This window comes from Pseudomonas sp. P1_F7 (assembly GCF_056405655.1).
This window is the reverse complement of sequence record NZ_JBFUBR010000009.1, coordinates 1-23,287: the sequence shown is the minus strand read 5'-3', so window position 1 is coordinate 23,287 and position 23,287 is coordinate 1. Positions and strand designations below refer to the sequence as shown.

Sequence of the window (23,287 nt, the reverse complement as noted above, 5' to 3'; positions counted from 1 at the left end):
ATCGCGAGCAAGCTCGCTCCCACAGGGATCTTCGTTGTTGCTGAGGGGGGGATCAGGCCTTGAGATGGCGCAAGCTGCGCTCCATCCGCGCAATGCCTTCTTCCAGCAGCGATCGTGGGCAGCCGAAGTTCAGGCGCACGAATTGCTTGCAGTCATCGCCAAAGTCCAGGCCCGCGCTCAAACCGACCTTGGCCTGTTCGAGGAAGAACTGTTGCGGGTTGTCCAGCCCCAGTGCCGTGCAGTCGAGCCATGCCAGGTAGGTGCTTTGCGGCAGGTTCATGGTGATGCCCGGCAGGCGGGTGCGCACAGCCTCGGCGAGGAAATCGCGGTTGCCCTGCAGGTAGACCTTCAGCTCGGCCAGCCATGGCGCGGCTTCGCTGTAGGCGACGCGGGTGGCTTCCATGCCCAGCGGATTGACGCTGTCGACCATGCCGCAACGGGCGTGGTTGACCTTCTCGCGCAGGTGGCGGTCCTGGATGATCATGAACGAGGTCTTCAGGCCGGCGATGTTGTAGGCCTTGCTCGCCGACATCAGCGTGATGGTGCGCTGGGCCACTTGCGGGCTCAGGGTAGCCATCGGAATGTGCAGGCGACCGTCGAAGCACAACTCGGCGTGGATCTCGTCGGAAATGATCCAGGCGTCATGCTCAAGGCAAATGTCGGCAATGGCCTGCAACTCTGCGCGGGGGAAGGCCTTGCCCAGCGGGTTATGCGGGTTGCTCAGCAGCAGTGCGCCGCCACCTTGCAGCGACTGGCTCAAGGTATCCAGCGGCGTGGTGTAGGTGCCATCGGCTTGCGCATCGAAATTCAGCTCGACCTTGTTCAGGCCCCAATGCCCGGGAGCGTGGCGTAGCGGCGGGTAGTTCGGCACCTGCACAACGACGTTCTGTGGCGCCTGCACCAGGGCCTTCAATGCCATGTTGAAACCGGACTCGACGCCCGGCAGGAAAATCAGCTCCTGGGGTTCGACGCGCCAGGCGTACTTGTTCCAGAGATCGGCGACGATCGCCTCGCGCAGGTCATCCTGGGCCACGCTGTAGCCGACCATCGGGTGTTCCAGTCGTTTTTGCAGGGACTGGATGATCACCGGCGGCGCGGCGAAATCCATGTCGGCGACCCACATCGGCAACACGTCGGCCGGGTAGCGGCTCCATTTGGTACTGCCGGTGTTGTGGCGGTCGAACACCTGATCAAAATCGAAAGTCATGCGTAGTCTCATGAAAGCTGGGTTGGAATGCTGACCATGATAAACGCCAAGCCCTGTGGGAGCGAGCTTGCTCCCACAGGTTGTATGCCTTGGCTCGCATCGGTGAATCGCCCGACGGTCGGCTGTCATGGTGAATTCGACAGCATTGACTACAGTTTGTAGTGTCGGCAGCCAGACTGCCGCGACCGTGGTTGTTCAAAAAGCCCGGCCACGTACCGGGTTCCACCTGATCAGGAGTGCACGATGGATCTCAGCCGTCGTCAGTTCTTCAAGGTCGCCGGTATCGGCCTTGCAGGCTCTAGCCTGGGCGCGTTGGGCATGGCCCCGACACTTGCCTTTGCCGAACAGGTGCGTCATTTCAAGCTCGCCCACACCCATGAAACCCGCAACACCTGCCCGTATTGCTCGGTCGGTTGCGGCTTGATCATGTACAGCCAGGGCGATACGGCGAAGAATGTCGCGCAAAACATCATCCACATCGAAGGTGACGCCGACCACCCGGTCAACCGCGGCACCCTTTGCCCCAAAGGCGCAGGCCTGCTGGACTTCATTCACAGCCCCGGACGCCTGCAATACCCGCAGGTGCGCAAACCCGGCAGCACCGAATGGACCCGCATCTCCTGGGATGAAGCACTGGATAGAGTCGCCGACCTGATGAAGGCCGACCGCGACGCCAACTTCATCGAGAAGAATGCCCAGGGCCAAACGGTGAACCGCTGGCTGACCACCGGTTTCCTCGCGGCATCGGCGGCGTCCAACGAAGCTGGCTACATCACCCACAAGGTGGTTCGCAGTCTCGGCATGCTGGGGTTTGATAACCAGGCGCGTGTCTGACACGGCCCGACGGTGGCAAGTCTTGCCCCGACGTACGGCCGTGGTGCCATGACCAATACCTGGACCGATATCGCCAACGCGAATCTGGTTCTGGTGATGGGCGGCAACGCAGCAGAAGCGCATCCGTGCGGCTTCAAATGGGTGACCGAAGCCAAGGCGCACAACAAGGCGCGGTTGATCGTGGTCGACCCGCGTTTTACCCGGACCGCCTCGGTGGCCGACTATTACGCGCCGATCCGCACCGGCACCGACATTGCCTTCATGGGCGGGCTGATCAATTACCTGCTGACCGAGGACAAGATCCAGCACGAGTACGTGCGCAACTACACCGACGTGTCGTTCATCGTCAAAGCCGGCTATGGCTTCGAGGACGGGATTTTCAGCGGCTACGACGCGGCCAAGCGCCTCTACACCGACAAGTCCGGCTGGGGCTACGAACTCGGTGAAGACGGCTTTGCCAAGGTCGACCCGACCCTGCAGAACCCGCGCTGCGTCTATCAACTGATGAAGCAGCATTACAGCCGTTACACCAGGGAACTGGCGAGCCAGATCTGCGGCATGCCGGTCGATGCCATGCAGAAAATCTGGGAGGAAATCGCCACTTGCTCGCAACCGGGCAAGACCATGACCATCCTCTATGCGCTGGGCTGGACCCAGCACTCAATCGGTTCGCAGATGATCCGCAGCGCGGCGATGGTGCAACTGCTACTGGGTAACGTCGGCATGCCGGGCGGCGGCGTGAATGCCTTGCGCGGGCACTCCAACATCCAGGGGCTGACTGACCTGGGCTTGTTGTCCAATTCACTGCCGGGCTACCTCACGCTACCCGGCGAGGCCGAACAGGATTACAACGCCTACATCGTCAAGCGCACGCAGAAACCGTTGCGTCCGGGACAACTGTCTTACTGGCAGAACTACGGCAAGTTCCACGTCAGCCTGATGAAAGCCTGGTACGGCGCCAATGCCACGGTCGAGAACAACTGGGCTTACGACTACTTGCCGAAACTGGACATTCCCCAATACGACATCCTCAAGGTGTTTGATTTGATGGGCCAGGGCAAGGTCAACGGCTACCTGTGCCAAGGCTTCAACCCGATTGCCGCGCTGCCGGACAAAAACCGGGTGATGCTGGCGTTGGCGAAGTTGAAGTGGCTGGTAGTGATGGACCCGCTGGCCACTGAAACCTCGGAGTTCTGGCACAACGTCGGGCCGTACAACGATGTGAAGAGCGCCGATATCCAGACCGAAGTGATTCGCCTGCCCACCACCTGTTTTGCCGAGGAGGACGGCTCGCTGGTCAACAGCAGCCGCTGGCTGCAGTGGCACTGGAAAGGCGCCGATGGCCCGGGTGAAGCGCAGACCGACATCCGCATCATGAGCGAGCTGTTCCTGCGCCTGCGGCAGCGCTATCAGGCCAATGGCGGCAAATACCCTGATCCGCTGCTCAAACTGTCGTGGCCATACAAGATCCCTGACGAACCTACGCCCGAGGAGTTGGCCAAGGAAATCAACGGTTCCGCCACCACCGACTTCACCGACGCCACGGGGGCGGCGATCAAGGCCAATGCACAACTGGCCGGGTTCTCCCAGCTCAAGGATGACGGCAGCACCGCGTCCGGTTGCTGGATTTTCTGTGGCAGCTGGACCGAGTTGGGCAACCAGATGGCCCGCCGCGACAACAGCGATCCGTACGGCATGCACCAGCATCAGGGCTGGGCCTGGGCCTGGCCGGCCAATCGGCGGATTCTCTACAACCGCGCCTCGGCGGACCTGCAAGGCAAACCGTGGGATCCGAAAAAACGTCTGGTGTGGTGGAACGGCAAAACCTGGGGCGGCACCGATGTGCCGGACTACAAGGCCGACGTGCCGCCGGAAGCGGGGATGAACCCGTTCATCATGAACCCCGAGGGCGTGGCGCGATTCTTCGCCGTCGACAAGATGAACGAAGGCCCGTTCCCCGAGCACTACGAGCCGTTCGAAACGCCGATCGGCATCAACCCGCTGCACCCGCAAAACAAGAAAGCCACCAGCAACCCGGCGGCGCGGATCTTCGATTCGGTCTGGGACTCCCTTGGCGTGGCCAAGGATTACCCGTACGCCGCCACCAGTTACCGGCTGACCGAGCATTTCCACTTCTGGAGCAAGCATTGCAAGCTCAATTCGATTACCCAACCGGAGCAATTCGTCGAGATCGGTGAAGTGCTGGCCAAGGAAAAAGGCATCGTCGCCGGCGACCGGGTGCGGGTCAGCAGCAAGCGTGGGTTCATTGAAGCGGTGGCGGTGGTGACCAAGCGGATTCGTCCGTTGCAGGTCAACAATCAGGTGGTGCACCAGATCGGCATTCCGTTGCACTGGGGGTTCACCGGCCTCACGCGCCACGGTTACCTGACCAACACCCTGGTGCCGTTCCTCGGCGATGGCAACACCCAGACCCCGGAATCCAAGTCATTCCTGGTCAACGTGGAGAAAGTCTAAATGGCCAGCCAAGACATCATTGCCCGCTCGGCCACCACCACCCCCGCGCCCTCGGTGCGCGGCATGGAGGAAGTCGCCAAGCTGATCGACACCACCAAATGCATCGGCTGCAAGGCCTGCCAGGTTGCCTGCTCGGAATGGAACGAGCTGCGTGACGAGGTCGGTCACAACCATGGCACCTACGACAACCCGCAGGACCTCACCGCAGAAACCTGGACCTTGATGCGCTTCACCGAGCACGAGACCGACGCCGGCAACCTGGAATGGCTGATCCGCAAGGACGGCTGCATGCACTGCGCCGAGCCCGGTTGCCTGGCGGCATGCCCCAGCCCGGGGGCGATCATCAAGCACGCCAATGGCATCGTCGATTTCGATCAGGACCATTGCATCGGCTGCGGCTACTGCATAACCGGGTGTCCGTTCAACATTCCACGGATCTCGCAAAAGGATCACAAGGCCTACAAATGCACCTTGTGCTCGGACCGGGTGGCGGTAGGTCTGGAACCGGCCTGCGTGAAAACCTGCCCGACCGGTGCCATCGTGTTCGGCTCCAAGGACGACATGAAGGAACATGCGGCCGAGCGCATCGTCGACCTCAAGAGCAGGGGCTTTGAAAACGCCGGCCTGTATGACCCCGAAGGCGTCGGCGGCACTCATGTGATGTACGTGTTGCACCACGCCGATACGCCAAGACTGTACGCCGGCTTGCCCGATCACCCGGCGATCAGCCCGTTGGTAGGGCTGTGGAAAGGCATCAGCAAACCCCTGGCGCTGCTGGCCATGGGCGCAGCGGTGCTGGCAGGGTTCTTCCACTACGTGCGCGTCGGCCCGCAAATCGTCGAAGAGGATGAGCATCCGGAGCCGCCGGACAACGCCGTACACGAAGTCGATCCGTCGGTGCACACCTTCGATCCCCGCGGGGAGGGCAGGCCATGAGCAACAAGACGATCCTGCGCTACACCAGTAACCAGCGCACCAATCACTGGCTGGTGGCGATTCTGTTCCTCATGGCCGGGTTGTCCGGGTTGGCGCTGTTCCACCCGGCGCTGTTCTGGCTGAGCAACCTGTTCGGCGGCGGGCCATGGACGCGCATTCTGCATCCGTTCATCGGCGTGCTGATGTTTTTGCTATTCCTCGGCCTGGTGTTTCGGTTCTGGCGCGCCAACTACTTCATCGCCAATGATCGCCTGTGGCTCAAGCGCATCGACCGGGTGATGCTGAACCAGGAGGAGGGCGTCCCGCCCATCGGCAAATACAACCCCGGGCAGAAGCTGCTGTTCTGGACTTTACTGCTGTGCATGCTTGGGTTGTTGTTCACCGGGCTGGTGATCTGGCGTGCGTATTTCAGCGATTACTTCGGCATCACGGTTATTCGCTGGGCGATGTTGCTGCATGCGTTGGCAGCTTTCGTGCTGATCCTGAGCATCATCGTGCACATCTATGCCGGGATCTGGATCAAGGGCTCGGTCAGCGCCATGTTGCACGGCTGGGTCAGCCGCGCCTGGGCGAAGAAGCACCACGAACTCTGGTATCGCGAAGTGACCCGCGACGAAGCACCCAAGCGACCGATCACCAAAAAGGGCTGACATTTGCCAACTATCCTTGAGCCTGGAGAAATCGAAGCGGCGGCCAGTTCGCCGCCGTTTCTGTACATGCCACCGCATAACCTGTTCAGCCTGCGCGCCCAACGGCTGGAGCATCTGGCCGAAGGTCACCCGCTGGCCGATTACCTGCGCCTGATTGCCGGGTTGTGCCGGGTGCAGCAACAGGTGCTGGACGACCCGCCGCTGAGCGAACCCCTCGACCGACAACGCATCGAGTTGTGCCAGCAACACCGCTTGCCGCCGTTCGCGGCCGACAGCCTGGCGCGCGAAGACGATTGGCAGCTTTACCTCGATGCCTTGTTACAGCGCTATAGCGCACCGTCTCAGTCCGCCGTGGCCGATGCCGTGGAAACCTTGCGCCTGGCCGGTGCCGGGCAACGCCGCGTCTGGGCAGTGGCGTTGGTCGGCGGCCAGTATTCGCTGGTGCCGGCAGCGCTGGTGCCGTTTCTCGGTGCGGCGCTGCAAACAGCCTGGAGCCACTGGCTGCTGAGCACGCCGAACCTGGCGCTGACCGCTGGCGACAGCCTCAGCCAGTGCCCGGCCTGTGGCTCGCCGGCCATGGCCGGGGTCATCCGCCATCGCGGCAAGCACAATGGCTTGCGTTATCTGGTCTGTTCGCTGTGCGCCTGCGAGTGGCATGTGGTGCGGGTCAAGTGCGTGTATTGCGAGCAGAGCAAGGGCCTGGAATACCTCAGCCTTGACGATGACCGGCATGCCGCCAACCAGGCACCGTTGCGCGCTGAAGTCTGCCCCGGTTGTAACAGTTATCTGAAGTTGCTCTATCTGGAGAACGATGCGGATGCCGAAGCGTTATCGGCCGACCTGTCCAGCCTGATGCTCGACATGCGCCTGAGCCAGGACGGTTATCAGCGTCTGGCACCGAATCTGCTGCTGGCTCCAGGAGACGAGTAACCGCAGCGTCTACACTCTGGCGCGAGGGTCATTCGTTTTCAGGAGCGCCAGATGTCTGCACGCAGTGCCAGCCAACCCCTGCGTCTACCTTCCATCGACAGTTTGTTGCGGCACCCGGCGTGCCTGCCGTTGACCGAGCGCTACGGACGCGACGCCTTGCTGGGCGCCTTGCGGCAATTGCTGGATGAATTGCGCGAAGGGGTACGGCAGGGTTTGCTCGAACCTGTGGAAGTCAGCGCGCAAGTGCTGGCGGGCAGGGTGGGCGAACGATTGGCAACCCAGCATCGCAGCCATGTGCGTCGGGTGTTCAACCTAACTGGCACGATCTTGCACACCAACCTCGGCCGGGCGCTGTTGCCCGAGGAAGCGATCGAGGCGGTGCAAATGGCCGCGCGCTATCCGCTCAACCTCGAATTCGACCTGCGCAGCGGCAAGCGCGGTGACCGTGACGACCTGATCGAAGGCTTGATCCGCGAACTCACCGGCGCTGAAGCGGTGACCGTGGTCAACAACAATGCCGCGGCAGTCTTGCTGACCCTCAACAGCCTGGGCGCGCGCAAGGAAGGGATTATTTCCCGGGGCGAACTGATTGAAATCGGCGGCGCCTTTCGCATTCCCGACATCATGGCCCGCGCCGGGGTGAAGCTGCATGAAGTCGGCACCACCAACCGTACCCATGCCCGCGACTACGAGGCCGCCATTGGCCCGCGCAGCGGATTGATCATGCGGGTGCACGCGAGCAACTACAGCATTCAAGGCTTCACCACGAGTGTGGCGACGGCTGAACTGGCGCAAATTGCCCACCAACATGGACTGCCGTTGCTCGAAGACCTCGGCAGCGGCAGCCTGCTGGACCTGACCCGCTGGGGTTTGCCCGCCGAACCGACGGTACGCCAGGCGTTGCTCGATGGCGCGGACATCGTCACCTTCAGTGGCGACAAACTGCTCGGCGGACCGCAGGCCGGGCTGATTGTCGGCCGCAAGGAACTGATTGCCAGGATCAAGAAGAACCCGCTCAAGCGTGCGCTGCGGGTCGACAAAATGACCCTGGCTGCCCTGGAGGCGGTGCTGGGCTTGTACCGCAACCCGGACCGACTCGCCGAGCGCTTGCCAAGCCTGCGTCTGTTGACCCGGCCACAGGCCGATATCCTCGCCCAGGCCGAGCGTTTGCGGCCAGCGCTGGCCCAAGTGCTGGGTGACGGCTGGAGCGTCAGCGCCATGCCGGCACTGGGCATGATCGGCAGCGGCAGCCAACCGGTGGCGCGGCTGGCCAGCGCGGCCCTGTGTCTGCGTCCGCTGACGTCCAAACGCTTGCGCGGGCGCTCGCTGTTGACGCTGGAAGAAGCCTTTCGCACCTTGCCGATTGCGGTACTCGGGCGCATTGACGATGACGCCCTGTGGCTGGACCTGCGGCAACTGGACGACGAACCGGCATGGCTGGCGCAGCTCGATCAATTGCAGGTGGAGGGCCGGGCAGGGTGATTGTCGGCACCGCAGGGCACATCGACCATGGCAAAACGGCGCTGCTCCAGGCGCTGACGGGGCAGGCGGGTGACCGGCGCCGGGAAGAGCGTGAACGCGGCATGACCATCGACCTCGGCTATCTGTATGCCGCGCTGGAGCCGGGAGCGGGCCTGACCGGTTTCATCGATGTTCCCGGCCACGAGCGCTTCACTCATAACATGCTCGCCGGAGCGCAGGGCATCGATCTGGTGTTGTTGGTAGTGGCCGCCGATGACGGGGTGATGCCGCAGACCCGTGAGCATCTGGCGATTGTCGAGTTGCTCGGCATTCCCCGGGCGCTGGTGGCAATCACTAAATGCGACCGGGTCGATGGCGACCGGGTGCAGGCCGTTCGCGAGCAGGTGGGTGCATTGCTGGCGCTCGGGCCTTATGCCGATGCGCCGCTGATTGCGCTGTCGAGCGTGACCAGCGAGGGCGTCGAAACCTTGCGCAAGGCGTTGCTCGATGCCCAGCGTGAAGTGTCGCAACGCAGCACCGAAGGTGGCTTTCGCCTGGCGATCGATCGGGCTTTCAGCGTGGCCGGGGCCGGTATCGTGGTGACGGGTACGGCGCTGTCCGGACAGGTCGCGGTGGGCGATACCTTGCTGCTGGGGCCACAAGGCAAACCAGTGCGCATTCGCGGCCTGCACGCGCAAAACCAGGCCACCGACCACGCCGTTGCCGGCCAGCGCGTGGCGTTGAACCTGAGTGCCGAACGGCTGGCCCTGGAGCACATCCATCGCGGCCATTGGTTGCTGGCCGCCGGCTTGTACGCGCCGACCCAGCGCCTGGACTTCGACATGCAGTTACTCCCCGGCGAACCCCGGGCCTTCGAGCACTTTCAACCGGTGCACGTGCACCTCGGCACCCAGGACGTCACCGGTCGAGTCGCCTTGCTGGAGGGCACCAGCCTGGCGCCCGGTGGGCGGATGTTGGCGCAACTGCTGCTCAATACAGCGGTGCATGCGGTGAAAGGCGATCCGCTGATCCTGCGCGACCAGAGTGCCCAACGCACCCTTGGCGGTGGCCGGGTGCTCGACCCGTTTGCCCCCACTCGGCAACGCCGCAGCCCCGAAAGACTGGCGCAACTGGTCGCGCTGGCGAACAGCGCAAAGCTGGAAGATGTTTTGCCGGCATTGCTGACCCATAGCGACACCGGGCTCGATCCGCAACGCCTGGAACGGCAGTTCAATCGACCGCGCAGCAGCTGGATGTTGCCCGCTGACGTGCGCTGGGTCGAAACCCGCCAGGGGTCGTTGCTGTTCAGTGCCAGTCGTTGGGAAGCCTTGAAAGCGGCCGTACTGGAACAACTCGCGCGTTTCCATCAACTCGAACCGGATCAGATGGGGCCGGATCGGGATCGCTTGCGCCGATTTACCGGCAGCACTCTGGAACGCGCGACATTTATCAGCCTGCTCGACGAGTTACTGGCCAGCGGCGACATCGCCAGCAGCGGTCCCTGGTTGCATCTGCCCGGGCATCAGGTGCGTTTGAGCGAAGAGGACGAAGCCCTGTGGCTACAATTGCAGCCGCTGTTCCAACAGGCCGGTTTCGACCCACCGTGGGTGCGCGACCTGGGGCATGAGGAAACGGCCGTGCGCGATTTGCTGCGCAAAATGGCGCGCCTGGGCTTGATGCATCAAGTGGTGCGCGACCTGTTTTACACCGACAGCATGATTCGCCAATTGGCGGCTATGCTGTTGCAACTGGCGGACACCAATCCGGTGATTCAGGTGGCGGCGTTTCGAGATGCGGTGGGGCTGGGGCGCAAGCGCAGTATTCAGATACTGGAGTACTTCGACCGTATCGGCCTGACCCGGCGTTTTGGCGATCGTCGGCAGATTCGCCCGGACAGTGCGTTGGCCCGGCACAATGAGCTCTGATTCAAGGGCATGATTTCATGGAAGGCAATCGCGCCCGGTGGCGCGGCCGGGCTTCAAACCCGGTTGGGGACGGCATCCGTTCCCGGGCAGGTTCGACTCCGGCTGCCTTCCGCCAATCAACCCCAAACTTTCTGACTCAATCGAATCCCCTGTGGGAGCGAGCCTGCTCGCGATGGCAGTTGCTCGAAGCAATACATTCGTCCAGTTTTTATACGGGGTTGCGAAATGGATCGTCAGAGATTGCGCTGCGCTTCCATCCGATCATGAAGGACCCTGATGATCGCAATTCCGTACGCAGTGATTCGAAAATAGATCATGTGCCGCTCAACACTGCAGCGCCGATAACCAGGACGGATAGCGTCGCAGGCCGGCGCCTTTTTCGGGCGCTCGGCCAATTGCGCAAATGCTGAGGTAAGGATGTCAATGTAGCGATTGGCCTGATCCAGGCCCCACTGGCGAGCGGTATAACTCCAGATTGCCTCAAGGTCACCCTCTGCGGCAGGCGTTAGACGAAATTCAGCCATGCGCGGTTAACATTCTCTGTTTGAATTCAGCCGGATCGAATGGGCGAGGTTTTCCGCTGGATTCACCTTCCCGAAGGGCGGCACGGATCGTTTCGAGTTCAGCGCTGCGCTCCTGTTCACGACGGATCAGATCGCGAATGTATTCGCTGTCGTTGGTGTAATGGCCCGCTTCTATCTGCGCTTTGATCCAGTTGTCTTGCTGGTCAGTCACAGTGATGGTTTTTCGTACGGTTCCCATGATTGGGCCTCCGTGGAGATGGTCGACTGCGTGCAACCTATCATACTATTGGTGCGGTATCGAGCAGTCGGGCCTCTATTGCGATCCATCCAGTCGGAACAGAATTTGCGGCTTTGCGGCAAGCCCGCTCCAACAATTGGATGCATTCCAAACATTGCCGAATGCTTTCCTCAGAACCCCAGCGGGTACTGAATCACTACATATATCCGGTCTATGTCATCACCCGCCTGCGCCTCATTGGCCCGGTGCGAAACATGCGACAGCTGCACCGACAGGTCCTTCGCCGCACCCGTTTGGACGATGTACTTCAAATCAATGTCCCGCTCCCAGTGCTTGCCCCCATCACCTTGTTGCGGCACGAAGGTGCCGGTCGCCGGGTCGAACGGGTTGTAGGCCCCGCCTTGTGGTGCATGGGTGCCGTCGATCTGGTCGCCGGTGACGTAGCGGGTCATGAACTTCAGGCCGGGAATCCCGAACGCGGCCAGGTCCAGGTCGTAGCGGGCTTGCCAGGAGCGTTCGTGGGCGCCGTTGAAGTCGGCGTACTTGATCGAGTTGGCCAGGTAGATGGAATCGCCACCGACAAAATCGAACGGCGTATCACCGTCGACTTTCTGATAAGCCAGGGTGAAACCATGGGCGCCCAGCGTGTATCGGCCGGACAGGCTGTACGCGGTGTTGTCGATGGCACCGGCCAGCGCCTGTCCGGTGTCCCGGGTGTGATAGAGGTTGGCATCGAGAAGGACCTCGGCCTGCTTGAAGTGCAGGTTGCCGTAGTACTGATGCCAGGTATCGGTGAGCTCCGAAGCGTACAGGGCGCCACCAACCGGGCTTTGGGTAAACAGATCGGCGCCGACAAACGAAATGCCGCCGGCCTCGGTGTTGGCGCCATAACCGAAAAAGTTGCCCTTGCCTGAAGCACTGTCCTGATTCTTGAATGCCGTGAAGTGGCCGGCTTGCAGATTCATGCCGTCAATTTCGCGACTGTCGAGCAGAAAACCGGTGGCGTACTCCGGTTGCAGGCGTTTGTCCGCGGTGTCGAATACCGGGCTTTCGACCTCCATTTCACCAAACGCCAGGGTGGTCTTCGATGCCTTGAGCTTGATCGCGCCGCCACCGCTGGAGTAGTCGCTTTCGCTGCGGCCGTCACTGCCCACCGGCAGTAATCCGGTCCCGGAATGGCCCTTGCCGCCATCGAGTTTCAATCCCAAAAAGGCATGGGCATCGAGGCCGAAGCCGACAGTGCCCGGTGTGAAACCGGATTCAAAAGCGCCGATAAAGCCTTGAGCCCATTCGGCTTTGTAGCTCTTGCCGGTCGGCGAGGGGGATCGATAGTCGCTGTTCAGATAAAAGTTGCGGCTGAGTACGCCAAGCGTCGCGCCGTCGAGAAATCCTTCTGCGCCTTGCGCCGGTTCATCGGCCAGTGCGTGGGTGGCCAACAGGCTGAAGCACAGGGCAATCGTCACCCTGAAGTCTTGTGGGAAAAGGTTCATCAATGCGTCACCACAGGGGCAGCGACTGCGTCGGGAACGCAGTCGCTGGTTTTCTCAACGGACCTTAATGGCCTTCGGACGCACCAAACATGGTCTTGGCGTAGATCAGGCCCAGACCGTAGGCACCACCGTTGGCAATCGAGGTTTTCACCGTTTCGTCGTACGTCTCGGTACGCGCCCAGTCACGTTGCAGTTCCAGCAGGTATTGCAGCGAGGTCATCGGCCGGGCGCCGATCTGGATCATGCGCTGCATGGCCATTTCATGGGCCTCGGTGCTGACGTCGCCGCAGGCGTCGGCAATCACATACACCTCGAAGCCCTGATCGATCGCCGACAACGCCGGGCCAACGATGCAAACCGACGTCCACAGACCGGCGAGGACAATCTTCTGCTTGCCGATGGCATTGACTTCCACGGCGATGCGCTCGTCTTCCCAGGTGTTCATGCTGGTGCGGTCGATGACGTTGTGTTCCGGGAACACGGCTTTGATTTCGTCGAAGATCGGCCCGGAAAAACTCTTCTCGGCGACGGTGGTGAGGATGGTCGAGACCTTGAAGCCACGGGCTGCCTTGGCCACCAGCGCGGCGTTGTTGCGCAGGGTGACAGCGTCGATCGACTTGGTCGCGAAGGACATCTGCGACTGGTGGTCGATCATGATCAGGGTGTGGTCGGTCGGGGTCAGCAGGGTTTTGCCGGGTACTGCCTTTGCAATGGCCATGACAGGGTCCTTACGGGGTGTGAATGAGGACGTCATGGTTACGTAGATCGGGTCGGGAATATTGAATCGGTGTGCTGTCTTTGATGCCTGGTGCGCAAATTGGTTTGAACCTCAATCCGGCTGTCCATCGGCCCGGTCCTGCACGCGGCCGGCTATCGATTATTCTGGTAATAATGCAAGCGCTACCGGGCGAGGAGGGGACGCAGTCATGCCTGCACAGGATCGCGAACTGCTGGACCAGGTACTGACCGCTCATGGCGGCCTGGTGCGCTGGAACAGTTTCAATAAGGTCTGCGCCACGATCGTCACCGGCGGCTCGCTCTGGGGCATGAAAGGGTTGACCCAGGACAGCGCGCCACGCCAGATGACCGTGTGGTTGCATGAACAAAGAGCCTCGGTGACACCCTTCGGTGCACCGGGCCAATTCACGGCCTATACGCCGAACCGAATCGCCATCGAGAATACCGCGGGCAAGGTAATAGCCGAGCGCCAGGCACCCCGGGCATCCTTCAAGGGCCATGGGGAACACACGGCCTGGGACCCGTTGCACCGGGCCTACTTCAACGGCTATGCGATGTGGTCCTACCTGACCATGCCCTTCCTGTTCACCTTGCCAGGCGTAACCTGCGAGGAAATCGAGCCCTTGAAAGAGGGCGCCGAGCTCTGGCGGCATTTGCGGGTGCACTTTCCCGACAGCATCGCAACCCACAGCGCCATCCAGGACTTCTACTTCGGCGATGACTTTCTGCTGCGCCGCCACGACTACAACGTCGATGTGAGCGGCGGCATGCCCGCTGCCCAACTGGTTCATGACTACGTCGAAGCCGACGGATTGCGTATGCCGGGCAAGCGGCGGGCCTATCGGCGCAAGGCCGATGGGCAGGTCAACAAGGAAGCGTTGCTGGTGTCGATCGACTTGAGTGAGATCCATTACTCGTAGCAAAAATTGTGTTTTGGCGTAAACCGGCGGGGCGGGAATCCAACTGTCGTGTCGATATTCGTCTGGTACCAGAAAAGGGCGCGTGACTGTCGTCGACCTGAGGCCAGCGTCGGGAGCGGATGTCGCGGGCGCCGACATCCGGTTTACAGTGCCAAGCGAACCTATTCAGTAGCCTCTACACAATCACTCAGGGCAGATCCGCCAGTTGTTCATAGTGCGTGGCCGCCTGGGCGCCGAGGCTGACCGAAACGGCCAACGCCAGTGCGGTCAGCGTTTTGCTGGCTGCGTTCATCGTCGAAGTCGTTTTCAATTGGTTTTCACCACCGCCGGTGGAGTCCAGTCGCCATCGAGGGCATCGGCTTGCGGCCAGTAGGCGCGGATGTACAGCGAGAATTCGGCACCTTTAGGCGAGGGCAGCCAGTTGCTTTCCTTGTCCTTGCCCGGTGATTCGCTTTGCACGTAAATGGTCAACGAACCATCGGTGTTGGTTTGCAGGGACTTGTTCTTGGTGCCGATGGAATAGCGTTTGAGGGCATTCGGGGCGAAGAAGTGTTGTTCGTTGTACAGCGTCAGCGACCAGAACCCCTTGACCGGCGGCAGTTTGCCTTTGGCGAACGTGACGCTGTAACCGTACTGACCGTTGAGGCGCAGGCCGTTCTCATCCAGGTCCTGGTAGAAGTATTTGGTTTCTTTCTGCTGGTTCACGAATATGTTCGAGCGTGCGACGGCGGTACGGGTGAAATAGTCGGTGCCGAATGCTGCGCCGTTGCTTACGGTGCTCCAGTGATTGGGCAATTGCAGGCCGTAGTTACGGAACTGCAACAGCGGGTCGATCACTTCGCTGTCGGCCTTTTTCGCCTCGTCGATCATCGCCGCGCGAAGTTGCGGGTCGGCCTTGGCGATGGCGGCGAGGGCGGCCATTTGCGCGTAGCGGGCTTCCTCACCCGGCAATGGCTTGGCGTCCTTGAGCAGGGCCGGCAGTTCGTCGAAGAACTTCTCTGGTACCACCCATTTGGTTTCTGCGTTGCCTTCAGAAGCCTGGGCCGGGAATTTCGGCAGCCTGGCCCAGGCACGCTTCTTCATCTTGCCGTCGTACTGCGACAGTGGGTACATGTCGATGCCCGACAGTGCCGGCTGCACGGCCAGGCGGTCGGCAGCGGTGTCATCCTGGAATACCCGAGGGATCACGAACCCGGTGTTGGTGCGTGCCCGGTACACCCGTTTGATGCCGGGCGGCACCTTGCCGTTCCAGTCCGGGCCGACCAGCAGGTAGAAACCTGGTTGGGTGTTATACATTTTGCCCAGCTCGGCAAAGCTGTCGGAACGCAGGTCAACCACCTGATACACCCAGAAACGACCGTCGAAGTCCGGCACTTGCAGCACCACCGGCTCAAGGTCCAGGGCGATGCTGCCGGCGCCGTACACCACGTCCTGGTTCGGGCAGGCCACCAGCCGTTCGGCCGGGTCGATGTAGTCGCTGAGCATCGACAGCCGATTGATCGGGGCCACGGGTACGATGCCGCCCATCAAGCCAGGTTCGGGCAGGTCCTTGAAGGTCTGGCGACGATTGAAGATGTTGGCCATCGGCCAGCCCCAAAAATACGCCTCGCGCGCCATCATGCGCACATATGGTTCCGTTACTTTGGTGCCGGCGACAGGGCCGGAGACAGCGCTGGGGACCGGAGCGGCGCCAGTGGCTTGCGCAGCGTAACCCGGTGTACTCAACAGGGCTGCGGCTATGAGTGAGCTGGCGAGAGTCAAGGCGAAGAGGGCATGGCGCCGGGGCAAACGGTTCATAAAGCGTCCTTACTTGTTGGCCGTCACCTGATGCAGGTGAGTCGGTGAAAAGATAGTTCATCTTTACCCCGATGCAGTTGATGCGCGCGGTGAATAATCGTCGATCACGACACACTTCAGCTTCAGGACATGCACAAAAACGGCTCGTTGAGTAAAACGAGCCGTTTTGTGCAAGCAGCTGTTCAGCGCAGGCGCGAGGACGTCAGATCGCCCTCAAAGGTGATCGGCATCAATCACCGCCTTGGCGAACGCCTGCGGAGCTTCCTGCGGCAGGTTGTGGCCGATGCCGCCGTTGATCAGGCGGAACTCGTACTTGCCGGTAAAGCGCTTGGCGTAATCCTCGGGGGCAGGGTGGGGCGCGCCGTTGGCATCGCCTTCCAGGGTAATGGTCGGCACGCTGATGGACGGCGCCGTGGCCAGTTTCTGCTCCAGCACTTCGTATCGGCTTTCGCCCTGGACCAGGCCCAGGCGCCAGCGGTAGTTGAACACGGTGATGTCGACATGGTCCGGGTTGTCCAGTGCCCTGGCGCTGCGGTCAAAGGTGGCGTCATCGAACGCCCATTTCGGCGAAGCCAGTTGCCAGATCAGCTTGGCGAAGTCGTGGGTGTTTCTCTCGTAACCGGCGCGTCCGCGGTCAGTGGCGAAGTAGAACTGATACCACCACTGCAATTCCGCCTTGGGTGGCAGCGGGTTCTTGCCGGCTGCCTGGTTGCCGATCAGATAACCGCTGACCGAGACCAGTGCCTTGACCCGCTCCGGCCACAGCGCCGAGACAATATCGGCCGAACGCGCACCCCAGTCATAGCCACCGAGCACCGCTTGTTTGATCTTCAGGGCATCCATGAAGTCGATGACATCACTGGCCAGCGCAGCCGGCTGGCCGTTGCGCTCGGTTTCTACGGACAGGAAACGCGTATCGCCATAGCCGCGCGCATAGGGCATCAGCACCCGATAGCCCTTGGCGGCCAACAACGGCGCGACCTCGTCATAACTGTGAATGTCGTACGGCCAGCCGTGCAGCAGGATCACCACCGGCCCGTTGGTCGGGCCAGTTTCGGCGTACGCCACGTTCAGCAGTCCGGCGTTGATATGCTTGAGCGGGCCGAAGGGCAAGGGCGCCGCCTGCGTGGTAGCGGCAGGGGTCGCCGCTGGCTGCGCGGTGGCGGCCGTCTGCGCATGGGCCGCGCCGAGCACGCCGAACAGCGTAAGCGCGAGGAGAGAAGGGCCGACCAAGTGGCGGCGAGTGTTGCGGGGTTTGCTGTTGTGCAGTGCCTTCTTCATGGGATGTCTCCATTACCAGCCATGGGTCAGGGGTCCCGTCTGAGCCCCTTCAGACCTTGCTTGCATTAAAGCGTGGCAACGTATCTGGCCTGTGTCGAATCGCAGGGCGGATGAAAGTCTGTGTATCGAGAAGTCGCGTTGACACACTGTGATACATAGACATTTAGCCTGAGCCTCTTTTCACCTCGATCGAGACACATAACCCGCTCTTGTTCGTCTCGTCCGAAAAGCTCAAGCGCACACGAGCCCCCGTGCGCTCGGCGATGGCCCTGACGATGGACAAGCCCAGCCCGGAGCCCGCTTCTTCGGTGCCCACGCTGCGATAGAACGGGTCGAACACGCGCATTTGTTCATCGGCGGTGATGCCCGGGCCGGAATCCTTGACCTGAAGGGTCACGGTTTCCTGTGCCCGCTCCACCGACAGGTCGACGCGTCCGCCACAAGGGGTGTAGCGGATCGCGTTGTCTGCCAGATTCTTGATCAGGATCAGCAGGTCCATTTCGTTGATGACGAGCTGCACGTCTTCGATGCTTTCAACACCGATATCGATGTTCTTGTGCTCTGCCAGGGGCAACAGGTCCTCCAGCACCCGTCGATAGACCTCATGCACCGAAACCGCAGTCTGCGGCCGCTCAGTGTTCGATTGCGCGGCGGCCAGGGCCAGCAACTGATCGATCAGCTTTCTGCTGCGCTCTATGCCACGGGACAGCGGCAACAGGCGCTCGACGGCTTGCGTCGGCATTGGCGTGGCTTTCAGTCGCTCGGCTTGCAGCGACAGGGCTGTCATGGGGGAGCGCAGTTCGTGGGCGGCGTCGGCAATGAAGCGGCGCTGGGTTTCCATGGATTGCGCAACCCGCGCCAGCAAGCGATTGATGGCCACGACGAAAGGGCGGATCTCGGTTGGCAGATGGTGTTCGTCGATAGGGTGCAGGGCCTGTTGGTCGCGTCGGTCTATGTCATCGGAGAGGGTGGCAATGGGGCGAAACAGCTTGCGCACCAGATCGCTCACCACCAGCAACAGCACCGGAAACAGAATCAGAAACGGCAGCAGGCTGCGCAAGGCGCTCTCGCGCGCCTCCTTGTCACGAACACCCGTCTCCTGGGCGACGACGATGCGCTCGCCCCGGGCGGTGGTCCTGACCAGCGCGCGAAAGTCTTCGCCGGCGATGTTCAAGGTCGACAGACCATCGGCCAGCGTCGTGGGGAAGGGCAGTGGCAGGACGCTGTCGTCAGTGTTGCCGACGGCTTTGCTGCTGTCGGCCAGGTATTGCACGATGACCCTGGATTCTTCGTCGTCACCGGCGATTTTTTTGGCAGCGGTGTAGTGCAGAGTCATTTGTTGCCGATCGAACAGGACGGCCACCTGACGCAAGGTGTCGTCCTGCATTTCGTGGGCTTCGTCGAGGGCCGAAACGAACGCAAACATCCCGGCCAGTGCCGCCACCAGCAGGATGGCCAGCGACAGCGCGACCGACAGCCGTACCTGCACCGAGTCGCTCAAGCGCTTTTTGAAACCATCCATCCCATACCTCTGACGTTCTTGATGACCTGGTTGCCCAGCTTGCGTCGCAGCGAATGAATCAGAAACTCCACGGCGTTACTTTCCACTTCGTTGCCCCAGCCGTAGAGGCGATCTTCGAGTTCACTACGCGAGAGGATCGCCCCCGGGCGGATCAACAGGGCCTGTAACAGGGCGAACTCGCGGCTGGACAGTTGCACGTCGGGGTTTTCGGCAGTGCTCGCCTGTTTCGACACCAGGTCCAGCGCCACCACACCGTTGTCCAGCAATGACTGGGCGCTCCCGCCGTTACGGCGCAGCACGGCGCGCATGCGGGCCAGCAACTCGGCCATGTCGAAGGGTTTGAGCAAGTAGTCGTCAGCGCCACCGTCGAGGCCGCGCAGGCGATCGTCGAGGCTGTCCCGTGCGGTGATGATCAGCAGAGGCACCGGGTTGTTGCGGGCGCGAATGCTGTCGAGGACATCGAGCCCGTCTTTGCCTGGCAGCCCAAGGTCCAGCAGCACCAAGTCGTAGGGCTGGGTCTCCAGCGCCGAGAGTGCGGTAAGGCCGTTTTTCACCCAGTCGGTCGCGTAGCTCGCATCACTCAGTGCGCCCTGGATGGCGTCTCCGATCATCGGGTCATCTTCGACCAGCAATATGCGCATGTTCCGCTCCGGAAAAAAGGCGCGGCGGCCATGACCGTCGCGCCTGTATTGAAGCACCTGTACCGGCGTTTGTCCGCCGGGTTATTACGCGCTTTTCATCGAATCGAAGGCCTTCATCAGCTCGTCCATGCGGGCCTTGCAATCGCTTTGTTGCGGATTGCTGGCGCGCAAGGCGTCGAGTGCGCGGTCAATGGCTTTGTCCACTACATGCCAGTCGCTGGCGGCACGAGGTTTGATTCCGGCTTCGGCGGAGTCCCAGGCGCTCTCCAGGTCCTTGATGCGGGCTTTCGCACCGGGCAGGTCGTTTTTATCGACGATCGCGGCAACGTCGGCGGCGAGGGTGCGGAACTCGGACAGGTCACCCAGTCTTGAGCCGGACTGGGTTTGTGCACTCATCGCACCGGATGGGGAGCCCGCAGCGGGCTTGTCGGCGGGTTTCGAACAGCCGGCGGCGATGCTGAGCAGAACGATCGACGAGACAATGGCCACATGGCGAATGATGTGTTGAAAAGGGCGCATGACGATTCCTTGATGAGCTTTTAAGTGTTACTGAGTGACGGGTTTGCGGTTGCCGACGCTGATCTGCGCGACCGCAACCAGCAGGACGATGACGCACAGGAAGATCGCGCTGGTCCAGGTGGCGCCCATGCCGAGGCCACCGTAGGTCTTGGATTGGGTCAGCAAGTCGCCGAGCGAGGCACCGAACGGACGGGTCAGGATGTAGGCGATCCAGAAGGTCAGCACCATGTTGGCTCCCAGGCGCCAGGCCACCAGGGTTGCGGCGATCAGCGCGGCGAATATCACGGCGCCGAGGGTGAAGCCCAGGCCCAGTGCTTCGGTGGCCAGGTCACCGGCCGCCGTACCGAGGGCAAAGGTGCAGAGCACGGTCGTCCAGTAAAACCATTCCCGTCGAGGAGTGACGATCCCGCGGATCGACAGGTTGTGTTCCACCCGGTACCAGACGAGAAAATTGACTGCCAGCAGGACTGAAAACACGGCCGTGCTGGTGTACAGGCTGACGTCGAGAACGTCGGTCAGGATGTCGGTGAGCTGTGTCCCGACGATACTCACCAGCACCACGGTCAGCCAGTAGATCCAGGGCGAACAGGCGGTTTTGCGCATCTGTATGAACAGGGCGATGGCCAGCAATGTCGCCATGCCGAGGCTGGTCCAGCCCAGGCCGAGGCCCGCATCGACAGCGAGGAAGTCCGCGCCGGTTTCACCCACCGTCGTGGACAAGATCTTGATCACCCAGAATGACAGGGTCACCTCGGGCACTTTGTTGAGCCATCCGGCTGTAACGGGTTTCATGGGCGGGTTGCCTCTCCTGTGCAGCGCCGAACTTGCGCAAGGGAGACGATACGCAGCGAAACTTAGCTGAGACTGAGGAGCGGGGAAGTCGACCGGTTTTCTGGTACGGCTTCGGGGTTCGAGTTGACTTCAGACGAACAAAACTTGCTTTTGACGGGCAGGGTGCAGGATCAGAATGAAAGCCAACTCAACTAAAGCACTATTTAGTCGAGTTATGTCGATAAATGCTGCGAATGTGTCATTAAAATCACGAAATAAAGGCGAGCGGCAAATGAATCAAAGCACCCTGCAAATTGGAGAAATGATTAAAGCCCTGGGGCTTGAGCCCCATATCGAAGGTGGATTCTTTCGCAGAACCTACCAATCGGACGACCAGAACATGGTTGTGACTGCGGGTGGCCAACGGCATTGCATGACGTCGATTTTCTATCTGTTGACCCAGGATTCTCCAACAGGCCATTTCCATCTCAATCAGTCAGACATCGTTCATTACTATCATCTGGGCGATCCGATTCAGTACACGCTGATTTTTCCGGACGGCACGTTGAAAACCATTGTGATGGGTCACGACGTTCTCGCCGGACAGTGCTTGCAGCTGCACGTGCCCGGTGGAATCTGGAAAGCTTCGCAGGTGATGCAAGGCGCTGCAGGATTCGGCTTGATCAGTGAAGCGGTTTCGCCAGGATTTGATTTCGCGGATATGGAAATGGGCGACCGGCAAAAGCTCGGTCAGCAGTTTCCTGAGCATTGGGCGCTGATCGAAAAGCTGACGCGAGGATGAGGTGATTGCGTGCTTCAAGATCTGTGTGTGTCAGGGGCAATCCGGGGATATCACATTGCGTGTAATGTATATTATGTTAAATGATGTATCAGAGTGGTACTGCACAAGAACGTTTGCCTTGCCTTCCGGCATTTTGCGAGCTTGGCAAAATACCCCCGCTACAACGCAATCAGATTATTCCTCTCAAGACACTGAAATCCAGGTTGGTGCGCGGTATGAAACTCACTGTGGATGAGAGTGACCGCCTTTTCCGACATGCCTACATTGTGGCCATGGCGGAAGCACAATTTGGCAGCAGAGAGAAAGCGAGTTCTTGGCTTTCGAAACCTAAGGATCGTTTTTCAGGGAGAAGTCCAATCGCGATGCTCTCTACCACGCCTGGTACTCGTCAGGTCGAGGAGCTGCTAATACAGGTCGCAGAAGGCATTCCGTCTGTTTCGGGAGTCAGTGGCAACATGTTCACAAGGATGTCGCACTGCCCTAAAAACGCCTCCAGTTCGTCCGGGCCGACGTAACAGTGGCCACCTGGCACCTCCTTCAAAGAACGATTCCAGCCACTGAGCTGAAATCCCAATGGCTGAAGGCGATCAAGCGCGGCGTGTCCGAGATTGCCAACCCCCATGACACCAACACGCCGCTGTGAAGCTCGCACGATTGGTCGAGGTTGCCAGCGGCCACTGCGCTGATCTTCTTGGTAAGCGAGGATGTCTCGATGCAAGGCAAGAACACCAAACAAAACATACTCGGCCATGATGTCAGCCATCGAGCTATCTACCAGCCGTATTACCGACACGTGAGCAGGCAAACGGGCCAGATCAAACTGGTCGACTCCAGCCCCGGCAGCGTAGAGGAGTCGAAGATTACCAAACTGCTCCGCAATGTCGGCAAGAGGCTCCCAAGCCAGGATGTAGTGCACCTCTGCCGGGGTACCGATATCAGGCCATTGGCGGAACTCTAGTTCAGGGGCGAGCGTTGACAGGCAATCTCGCCATGTCTCCGCATCGGTTGGGTCGGCCATGTATAGGATGCACATTGAAAACTCCCTATTCGCCTTTCAGATGCGCATAGCTATCAACGAAACGCTTAAATTTGTGTTTGCCACAAGTGTACGCTTCGTACTTCGCGGGTAGTGCCTCACTCACACAGGTTGGCACGGGCTCAACAACCGCATCGAAATCCAAATCAATAAAGAAAGGTATTGAATAGCGCTCTAGACCGCTAGTATTTATAACGCGATGCATTGTCGAGGTGTAGCGATCATTGGTGAGAGTTTGAACTAGATCACCAATGTTGACGATAAAAGTGCCTTCAACTGGTGGGGCAGTAACCCACTCCCCTGCTCGGTTCCTGACTTGCAAACCACCAACTGCATCTTGGGATAGGACCGTCAAGAAACCATAGTCCGTGTGTGCCCCAATACCGATCTCCTCTTGGGAGACCCTTCCGATCTGGGGCGGGTAACGCAAAATCCGTTGAATAGTGATGGGCTTACGCTGAAGATGTTCAAAGTAATCTTGTGGTAAACCCAAGCTCAGCGCGATCCCGCCAATAAGCATTCGCGCGAGTGCCAATACAGAGGAATGGTAATCTTCGGCAACCTTTTCAAATTGCGGCAGTACAGACAGA

Annotated in this window: 21 protein-coding genes, 1 tRNA gene and 1 pseudogene; 10 read left to right on the top strand and 13 right to left on the bottom strand. The window is 60.5% G+C overall.

Features of this window, described 5'->3' with window-relative positions:
- Positions 1-52: 52 nt before the first annotated feature.
- Positions 53-1,207 (bottom strand): MalY/PatB family protein, encoded by a 1,155-nt coding sequence (locus AC1D1M_RS14785; RefSeq protein ID WP_477776206.1) that lies wholly within the window; start codon positions 1,205-1,207, stop codon positions 53-55.
- A 243-nt stretch (positions 1,208-1,450) separates the two neighbouring features.
- On the opposite strand from AC1D1M_RS14785, the gene fdnG reads away from it, so the two are divergent.
- The 7 genes from fdnG (at position 1,451) to AC1D1M_RS14750 (ending at position 10,533) form a co-directional block, all read left to right on the top strand.
- The gene (gene fdnG, locus AC1D1M_RS14780; protein ID WP_477776205.1) at positions 1,451-4,516 is read left to right on the top strand and encodes a formate dehydrogenase-N subunit alpha; all 3,066 of its coding nucleotides are present in this window, start codon (positions 1,451-1,453) and stop codon (positions 4,514-4,516) included.
- On the top strand, positions 4,517-5,452 hold the full coding sequence (gene fdxH / locus AC1D1M_RS14775; protein ID WP_057714811.1) for a formate dehydrogenase subunit beta: 936 nt from the start codon (positions 4,517-4,519) through the stop codon (positions 5,450-5,452).
- Positions 5,449-6,102, top strand: a complete 654-nt coding sequence (locus AC1D1M_RS14770) for a formate dehydrogenase subunit gamma (RefSeq protein WP_477776204.1) — start codon at positions 5,449-5,451, stop codon at positions 6,100-6,102. Before fdxH ends, AC1D1M_RS14770 begins: the two co-directional genes overlap by 4 nt.
- A 3-nt stretch (positions 6,103-6,105) precedes the next feature.
- Positions 6,106-7,032 carry a formate dehydrogenase accessory protein FdhE gene (gene fdhE / locus AC1D1M_RS14765; protein WP_477776203.1) on the top strand — a complete coding sequence of 309 codons (927 nt, stop codon included), beginning with the start codon at positions 6,106-6,108 and terminating at the stop codon, positions 7,030-7,032.
- A gap of 51 nt (positions 7,033-7,083) precedes the next feature.
- Positions 7,084-8,514, top strand: a complete 1,431-nt coding sequence (gene selA, locus AC1D1M_RS14760) for an L-seryl-tRNA(Sec) selenium transferase (protein WP_477776202.1) — start codon at positions 7,084-7,086, stop codon at positions 8,512-8,514.
- On the top strand, positions 8,511-10,418 hold the full coding sequence (gene selB, locus AC1D1M_RS14755) for a selenocysteine-specific translation elongation factor (RefSeq protein ID WP_477776201.1): 1,908 nt from the start codon (positions 8,511-8,513) through the stop codon (positions 10,416-10,418). The genes selA and selB overlap by 4 nt, the downstream gene beginning before the upstream one ends.
- Positions 10,419-10,437: 19 nt before the next feature.
- A tRNA-Sec gene (locus AC1D1M_RS14750) sits at positions 10,438-10,533 on the top strand.
- A 118-nt stretch (positions 10,534-10,651) separates the two neighbouring features.
- Here AC1D1M_RS14750 and AC1D1M_RS14745 read toward each other — a convergent pair.
- From AC1D1M_RS14745 to AC1D1M_RS14730, 4 genes are all read right to left on the bottom strand, one after another.
- Positions 10,652-10,942, bottom strand: a complete 291-nt coding sequence (locus AC1D1M_RS14745; protein WP_477776200.1) for a type II toxin-antitoxin system RelE/ParE family toxin — start codon at positions 10,940-10,942, stop codon at positions 10,652-10,654.
- On the bottom strand, positions 10,935-11,180 hold the full coding sequence (locus AC1D1M_RS14740) for a type II toxin-antitoxin system ParD family antitoxin (RefSeq protein WP_477776199.1): 246 nt from the start codon (positions 11,178-11,180) through the stop codon (positions 10,935-10,937). The genes AC1D1M_RS14745 and AC1D1M_RS14740 overlap by 8 nt, the downstream gene beginning before the upstream one ends.
- A 170-nt stretch (positions 11,181-11,350) precedes the next feature.
- Positions 11,351-12,670, bottom strand: a complete 1,320-nt coding sequence (locus AC1D1M_RS14735; RefSeq protein ID WP_477776198.1) for an OprD family porin — start codon at positions 12,668-12,670, stop codon at positions 11,351-11,353.
- 64 nt (positions 12,671-12,734) lie between these two features.
- Positions 12,735-13,388, bottom strand: a complete 654-nt coding sequence (locus AC1D1M_RS14730; RefSeq protein ID WP_223457974.1) for a hydrolase — start codon at positions 13,386-13,388, stop codon at positions 12,735-12,737.
- A gap of 208 nt (positions 13,389-13,596) precedes the next feature.
- On the opposite strand from AC1D1M_RS14730, the gene AC1D1M_RS14725 reads away from it, so the two are divergent.
- Positions 13,597-14,328 (top strand): hypothetical protein, encoded by a 732-nt coding sequence (locus AC1D1M_RS14725; protein WP_477776197.1) that lies wholly within the window; start codon positions 13,597-13,599, stop codon positions 14,326-14,328.
- Between the two features lie 306 nt (positions 14,329-14,634).
- Here the strand turns inward: AC1D1M_RS14725 and AC1D1M_RS14720 are convergent, their stop codons facing one another.
- From AC1D1M_RS14720 to AC1D1M_RS14695, 6 genes are all read right to left on the bottom strand, one after another.
- The gene (locus AC1D1M_RS14720) at positions 14,635-16,125 is read right to left on the bottom strand and encodes a DUF1254 domain-containing protein (RefSeq protein ID WP_477776196.1); all 1,491 of its coding nucleotides are present in this window, start codon (positions 16,123-16,125) and stop codon (positions 14,635-14,637) included.
- A gap of 213 nt (positions 16,126-16,338) precedes the next feature.
- Positions 16,339-17,406 (bottom strand): alpha/beta fold hydrolase, encoded by a 1,068-nt coding sequence (locus AC1D1M_RS14715; protein ID WP_477776195.1) that lies wholly within the window; start codon positions 17,404-17,406, stop codon positions 16,339-16,341.
- A 163-nt stretch (positions 17,407-17,569) separates the two neighbouring features.
- A complete protein-coding gene (locus AC1D1M_RS14710; RefSeq protein WP_477776194.1) occupies positions 17,570-18,928 on the bottom strand; it encodes an ATP-binding protein in 1,359 nt (452 codons plus the stop codon).
- The gene (locus AC1D1M_RS14705) at positions 18,904-19,569 is read right to left on the bottom strand and encodes a response regulator (protein ID WP_477776193.1); all 666 of its coding nucleotides are present in this window, start codon (positions 19,567-19,569) and stop codon (positions 18,904-18,906) included. The genes AC1D1M_RS14710 and AC1D1M_RS14705 overlap by 25 nt, the downstream gene beginning before the upstream one ends.
- Positions 19,570-19,653: 84 nt before the next feature.
- On the bottom strand, positions 19,654-20,088 hold the full coding sequence (locus tag AC1D1M_RS14700) for a hypothetical protein (RefSeq protein ID WP_477776192.1): 435 nt from the start codon (positions 20,086-20,088) through the stop codon (positions 19,654-19,656).
- Positions 20,089-20,115: 27 nt separating this feature from the next.
- A complete protein-coding gene (locus tag AC1D1M_RS14695) occupies positions 20,116-20,880 on the bottom strand; it encodes a COG4705 family protein (RefSeq protein WP_477776191.1) in 765 nt (254 codons plus the stop codon).
- Between the two features lie 271 nt (positions 20,881-21,151).
- On the opposite strand from AC1D1M_RS14695, the gene AC1D1M_RS14690 reads away from it, so the two are divergent.
- Together AC1D1M_RS14690 and AC1D1M_RS14685 are read left to right on the top strand one after the other, a co-directional pair.
- Positions 21,152-21,661 (top strand): cupin domain-containing protein, encoded by a 510-nt coding sequence (locus tag AC1D1M_RS14690; protein ID WP_477776317.1) that lies wholly within the window; start codon positions 21,152-21,154, stop codon positions 21,659-21,661.
- A 137-nt stretch (positions 21,662-21,798) separates the two neighbouring features.
- A pseudogene (locus AC1D1M_RS14685) lies at positions 21,799-22,086 on the top strand (antitoxin Xre/MbcA/ParS toxin-binding domain-containing protein); the annotation flags it as partial.
- On the opposite strand, the gene AC1D1M_RS14680 reads toward AC1D1M_RS14685, so the two are convergent.
- Both AC1D1M_RS14680 and AC1D1M_RS14675 read right to left on the bottom strand, forming a co-directional pair.
- Entirely contained in the window at positions 22,050-22,412 is a 363-nt protein-coding gene (locus AC1D1M_RS14680; RefSeq protein WP_477776316.1) for an NAD(P)-dependent oxidoreductase, read from the bottom strand. The pseudogene AC1D1M_RS14685 and the gene AC1D1M_RS14680 sit on opposite strands and share 37 nt — an antisense overlap.
- A 292-nt stretch (positions 22,413-22,704) precedes the next feature.
- Positions 22,705-23,287 (bottom strand): isopenicillin N synthase family dioxygenase (locus AC1D1M_RS14675; RefSeq protein ID WP_477776190.1); only part of this gene is annotated, 583 nt, incomplete at its 5' end.

What these genes read in the sequence shown, in the direction of transcription:
- AC1D1M_RS14690 (WP_477776317.1), top strand. Translation starts at nt 21,152, where the DNA reads ATGAATCAAAGCACCCTGCAAATTGGAGAAATGATTAAAGCCCTGGGG.
- AC1D1M_RS14735 (WP_477776198.1), bottom strand. Translation starts at nt 12,670, where the DNA reads ATGAACCTTTTCCCACAAGACTTCAGGGTGACGATTGCCCTGTGCTTC.
- AC1D1M_RS14720 (WP_477776196.1), bottom strand. Translation starts at nt 16,125, where the DNA reads ATGAACCGTTTGCCCCGGCGCCATGCCCTCTTCGCCTTGACTCTCGCC.
- selA (WP_477776202.1), top strand. Translation starts at nt 7,084, where the DNA reads ATGTCTGCACGCAGTGCCAGCCAACCCCTGCGTCTACCTTCCATCGAC.
- AC1D1M_RS14705 (WP_477776193.1), bottom strand. Translation starts at nt 19,569, where the DNA reads ATGCGCATATTGCTGGTCGAAGATGACCCGATGATCGGAGACGCCATC.
- AC1D1M_RS14695 (WP_477776191.1), bottom strand. Translation starts at nt 20,880, where the DNA reads ATGAAACCCGTTACAGCCGGATGGCTCAACAAAGTGCCCGAGGTGACC.
- fdxH (WP_057714811.1), top strand. Translation starts at nt 4,517, where the DNA reads ATGGCCAGCCAAGACATCATTGCCCGCTCGGCCACCACCACCCCCGCG.
- AC1D1M_RS14785 (WP_477776206.1), bottom strand. Translation starts at nt 1,207, where the DNA reads ATGACTTTCGATTTTGATCAGGTGTTCGACCGCCACAACACCGGCAGT.
- AC1D1M_RS14770 (WP_477776204.1), top strand. Translation starts at nt 5,449, where the DNA reads ATGAGCAACAAGACGATCCTGCGCTACACCAGTAACCAGCGCACCAAT.
- AC1D1M_RS14680 (WP_477776316.1), bottom strand. Translation starts at nt 22,412, where the DNA reads ATGGCCGAGTATGTTTTGTTTGGTGTTCTTGCCTTGCATCGAGACATC.
- AC1D1M_RS14740 (WP_477776199.1), bottom strand. Translation starts at nt 11,180, where the DNA reads ATGGGAACCGTACGAAAAACCATCACTGTGACTGACCAGCAAGACAAC.
- AC1D1M_RS14700 (WP_477776192.1), bottom strand. Translation starts at nt 20,088, where the DNA reads ATGCGCCCTTTTCAACACATCATTCGCCATGTGGCCATTGTCTCGTCG.
- AC1D1M_RS14715 (WP_477776195.1), bottom strand. Translation starts at nt 17,406, where the DNA reads ATGAAGAAGGCACTGCACAACAGCAAACCCCGCAACACTCGCCGCCAC.
- AC1D1M_RS14745 (WP_477776200.1), bottom strand. Translation starts at nt 10,942, where the DNA reads ATGGCTGAATTTCGTCTAACGCCTGCCGCAGAGGGTGACCTTGAGGCA.
- AC1D1M_RS14730 (WP_223457974.1), bottom strand. Translation starts at nt 13,388, where the DNA reads ATGGCCATTGCAAAGGCAGTACCCGGCAAAACCCTGCTGACCCCGACC.
- AC1D1M_RS14710 (WP_477776194.1), bottom strand. Translation starts at nt 18,928, where the DNA reads ATGGATGGTTTCAAAAAGCGCTTGAGCGACTCGGTGCAGGTACGGCTG.
- AC1D1M_RS14725 (WP_477776197.1), top strand. Translation starts at nt 13,597, where the DNA reads ATGCCTGCACAGGATCGCGAACTGCTGGACCAGGTACTGACCGCTCAT.